The sequence below is a fragment of the Photobacterium lucens genome (genome assembly GCF_009873615.1).
GTDB lineage: Bacteria > Pseudomonadota > Gammaproteobacteria > Enterobacterales > Vibrionaceae > Photobacterium > Photobacterium lucens.
In genome coordinates this window covers 1-4,004 of sequence record NZ_SSMG01000210.1, presented here as the reverse complement: position 1 = coordinate 4,004, position 4,004 = coordinate 1, and the positions used below count along the sequence as shown (strand labels likewise).

3 protein-coding genes are annotated in these 4,004 nt (G+C 40.6%); 2 read left to right on the top strand and 1 reads right to left on the bottom strand.

The window, feature by feature from the left end; genetic code table 11:
• Nucleotides 1-272: 272 nt before the first annotated feature.
• Together E5A76_RS09680 and E5A76_RS09675 are read left to right on the top strand one after the other, a co-directional pair.
• Nucleotides 273-935, top strand: coding sequence for a potassium channel family protein (locus E5A76_RS09680; RefSeq protein ID WP_053989451.1), 663 nt, complete (start codon nt 273-275; stop codon nt 933-935).
• A 20-nt stretch (nt 936-955) separates the two neighbouring features.
• Nucleotides 956-2,299, top strand: a complete 1,344-nt coding sequence (locus tag E5A76_RS09675; RefSeq protein WP_392397313.1) for a TrkH family potassium uptake protein — start codon at nt 956-958, stop codon at nt 2,297-2,299.
• 87 nt (nt 2,300-2,386) lie between these two features.
• Here E5A76_RS09675 and E5A76_RS09670 read toward each other — a convergent pair whose 3' ends face one another.
• Entirely contained in the window at nt 2,387-3,796 is a 1,410-nt protein-coding gene (locus tag E5A76_RS09670; RefSeq protein ID WP_161118799.1) for an FAD-dependent oxidoreductase, read from the bottom strand.
• Nucleotides 3,797-4,004 lie beyond the last annotated feature (208 nt).

Genomic DNA, 4,004 nt, shown 5'->3' with positions numbered 1-4,004 from the left:
TTCATGCTGTTATAACAAGTTGGGTTAATCTTGAAGTTCGCTATTTTTATCGCTTCATCTCCCCTACTCTTGTATTACAAATAAAATACTAGCAGTATTCACGATCTATTTTAGTCACTGGAAATGTGTAACGACTGTGTGCTCTTGGTAGCTGAGTGTAGGCAAAGCTACTGATTAACGTCCATAGTCCTTACAGTATTTTGAGAAAGATGCTCTTTGAATCAACAACAAAACAATTAAAACGCTACACTAAAACAGTTTGGGGAAAAACAATGAGTCCTGAAGATAAACAATTTGCCGTTATTGGTCTTGGTCGATTTGGCATGTCACTGTGTGAAGAGCTCAGTGAGCGTGGTGCACAAGTATTGGCTATTGATATTGATGAAACCTGTGTACGTAAAGCAGCAGATATTGCAACTCAGGCTGTTGTTGCTGATTGCTCAAACGAAGCAACGATTTCTGAACTAAAACTGGATGATTATGATCTGGTAATGGTTTCTATCGGTGATGATGTTAACGCGAGCATTCTTACTACTCTGCTATTAAAAGAAGCGGGGGTTAAAACGGTATGGGTGAAAGCCAAAGATACGCCGCATAGCAAAATTTTATCAAAAATTGGTGCTGATAAAATCATTCGTCCTGAACGTGATATGGGTATTCGTATCGCACGTAATATGCTCGATAAACGCATTTTCGAATTTTCAGAACTAGGCAGTGGTATTTCACTGGCTGAAGTGGTTGTTACTGCGAAGAATATGGGACGCAAGCTGTCTGAGCACCCTTGCGCAGGTCATAAGTCAACTCAAGTCCTTGCACTAAAACGTGGTCCTGAAGTACGTAAAGCTCCTGATATGGATACTGAGCTACAAGTTGGCGATATCTTAATCCTAACAGGCCCTGAAAACGTCCTAACTGAAACCTTAAGAAAACTATGAGTTTTATTCCTAACAGGGGCATGTATGTCCCTATTAAAACGGAAAATCGCGATAAACGATGGTCTGAGCCTAAGATCATCATCTTTAGCTTTTTAGCGATTTTAGTCCCTGCTGCGATTTTACTGACATTACCTGTATTTTCTGTTTCAGGGCTCAGTTTTACTGATGCATTATTTACAGCAACGTCAGCGATCAGCGTAACAGGCTTAGGTGTGGTTGATACAGGCTCGCATTTTTCTATTAGCGGAAAAATCTTGCTGATGTTCTTAATGCAAATTGGCGGTTTAGGACAAATGACATTATCAGCAGTCCTACTCTATATGTTTGGTTTACGTTTAAGCCTACGCCAACAAGCACTAACCAAAGAACAATTGGGCCAAGAGAAGTTCACCAATATTCGTCGCTTAGTTAAACACATCATTATTTTTGTATTGGTTTGTGAGCTTATCGGTGTGTTCTTTTTATCCATTCGTTGGGTACCACAAATGGGCTGGGAGCAAGGCTTATTCTTTGCTGTATTCCACTCTATTTCAGCCTTTAATAACGCTGGTTTCTCGCTATTTTCTGATGGTTTAACTCGCTATGTGGATGATCCTCTCGTCATCATCACCATCGCATCTTTGTTCATCTTTGGTGGCCTTGGTTTTACAGTAATTTCGGATATTAAGCGTAATGCCCATCGTGGTTTTCACTTCTTATCACTGCATTCAAAAATCATGATCATTGCAACCCCTGTATTACTTTTTGTCGGTACAGTGATGATTTGGCTATTAGAACACCACAATAGCCATACTTTAGGTTCCCTTGATGAATCGGGGCAATGGTTAGCTGCATTCTTCCAGTCTGCGACTGCCCGTACAGCTGGCTTTAATAGCGTCGATATTGGTCAATTTACTCAACCGGGTTTATTGATCATGATGCTACTGATGCTAATTGGTGCTGGTTCAACCTCGACAGGTGGTGGTATTAAAGTATCGACGTTTGTTGTCGCTATTTTGGCTACCTGGTCGTTCCTAAAACAACGTGACCGTGTCGTGTTATTTAAGCGCACCATCTCCAACCAAACGGTCACCAAATCATTAGCTATCATCGTTGTCAGTGGTATTGTTCTAACCATTGCAATGTTCGCGTTAATGATCACAGAAAAAGCACCATTCTACGAAGTAATGTTTGAAACTATTTCAGCGTTCGCAACCGTAGGTGTGACTGCAGGTTTAACCGCAACCTTATCCGAGCCGGGTAAATACATCATGATTATCGTGATGATCATCGGTCGTTTAGGTCCATTAACATTGGCATATATGTTAGCGCGCCCTAAACCAACCTTGTTGAAATACCCAGAAGATAACGTCGCTGCTGGTTAATCTTTCTACGATAAAAACAATAAAGGCTTGTTACTCGCCATATACGAGAACAAGCCTTTTCTTTATCTTACTTCAATTCATTGCAACTTATGCTTTATCTGCCTTTCCTGCTGCATTTGCAAACTTGGCTAATTGCTTATCTAACCAGAATGGTGCTTTGCCGTTATCTTCCGCATTCTCTTTACGTCGAATAGCATCACGTACCATCATCGCACCACACCAACGAATAGGCTCAGGTGGGAAACTCCCTTTCGGCCCAGACACTAATCCACATCGACTCCATCCATTATCTAGATCTAATACTAATGACGATAAGATCTGCCCACCAATCCATGTTTGAGCAACCCCATTACCAGAATATCCCAAGCCATAAACAATATTAGGGTTATCATTAAGGTGACCAAAAAAGGGTAATCCCGTCGTTGAGCGATCGGAAGCCCCTGTCCATGTTGCTGCAAACTTCTCTTTTTCGAGGCTCGGAAATAATTTATTAAAAGAGTTACGCAACAAGTTCGTATAGCGACTCGGAGAGTCAAACACCTTGCTGATTTTATTACCAAAAGAGAAATAATTACCGCCTTTACCTAACATTAAACGTCCATCTGACGTTGAACGGTAGTAATGAACAAAGATACGAGAGTCAATCACGGTTTTACCGTCTTTCAAACCCATGGTATTCAACTTCTCTGGGATCGGCTGGGTGATCGCCATATCAGAGCTCACCAGCACCACATTACGTTTAAATTGTGGAAACTGCTCTAACATCCATGCATTGAGCGCAAGTACAACTTTCTTTGCAAAAATATCAGCTTCTGGCGTGGTGATCGTAATCGGAATTTCAGTACTAATATTCTCCATTGGGGTATTTTCATAAATCTTGATCCCCATTCCCTCGGCAACACGTTTTAAACCACGCGCTAACAACGCAGGCTGTACACTTGCTGCTGCCGGTGAATAAAAGCCTTCGCAGTGTAATGCTGAGCCCGCTTCTTGCTGAACACGTTCTCGTTGCCACTGTTTCCAGCTATTCACTTCATGCTTAGATAACTGCTCTAATACACCATCCATAGAGCCTTGTTGAGCTTTATTCGTTGCTGTATATAAAGTGCCATTAACACGCAAATCAGCATCAATATTATGTGTTTCGCAAAAATCAGCAATTTCGTAAACAGCACGTTCTGAGGCACGTACTAACTTTACAGCTTCTTGTTCACCGTAAAGCTTTTTCATTGATGTATATTTGGTCGACCATGTCAGCATACAACCACCATTTCGACCTGAAGCACCACTACCACACAAGCCTTTATCAATAATCACAATATCTAGTTTAGGCTGTTGTTGTTTAAGCTGAATCGCTGTCCACAAGCCTGTATAACCACCACCAACAATACATACGTCCGTTTGAATATCATGTTTAAGTGAATTTACAGTATTATCAGACTCTTGTTTTAACGCTTCTGAGAACCAAAATGGTTGGAAATGACTGTCGTTATGCATACCTTACTGCTTCCTTAATTGGTATAGACCACTAAGAACTACAATATGAGTGCAATGTGACGATTAGATAACAACGCTGTGACTGAGAGATGAAACTGATAGTGAAAATAATAAGTAAATAAAAACGAGTGCTTAGCCATACAATTTCACTAAGTCACTCGTCTAATTTATTCAGAAAAATGTTTTTATCAATATTAAATTTATAGCG

Bases quoted from the DNA above. Each gene is read 5' to 3' on its own strand.
- E5A76_RS09675 (WP_392397313.1), top strand. From the start codon at position 956: ATGTATGTCCCTATTAAAACGGAAAATCGCGATAAACGATGGTCTGAG.
- E5A76_RS09680 (WP_053989451.1), top strand. From the start codon at position 273: ATGAGTCCTGAAGATAAACAATTTGCCGTTATTGGTCTTGGTCGATTT.
- E5A76_RS09670 (WP_161118799.1), bottom strand. From the start codon at position 3,796: ATGCATAACGACAGTCATTTCCAACCATTTTGGTTCTCAGAAGCGTTA.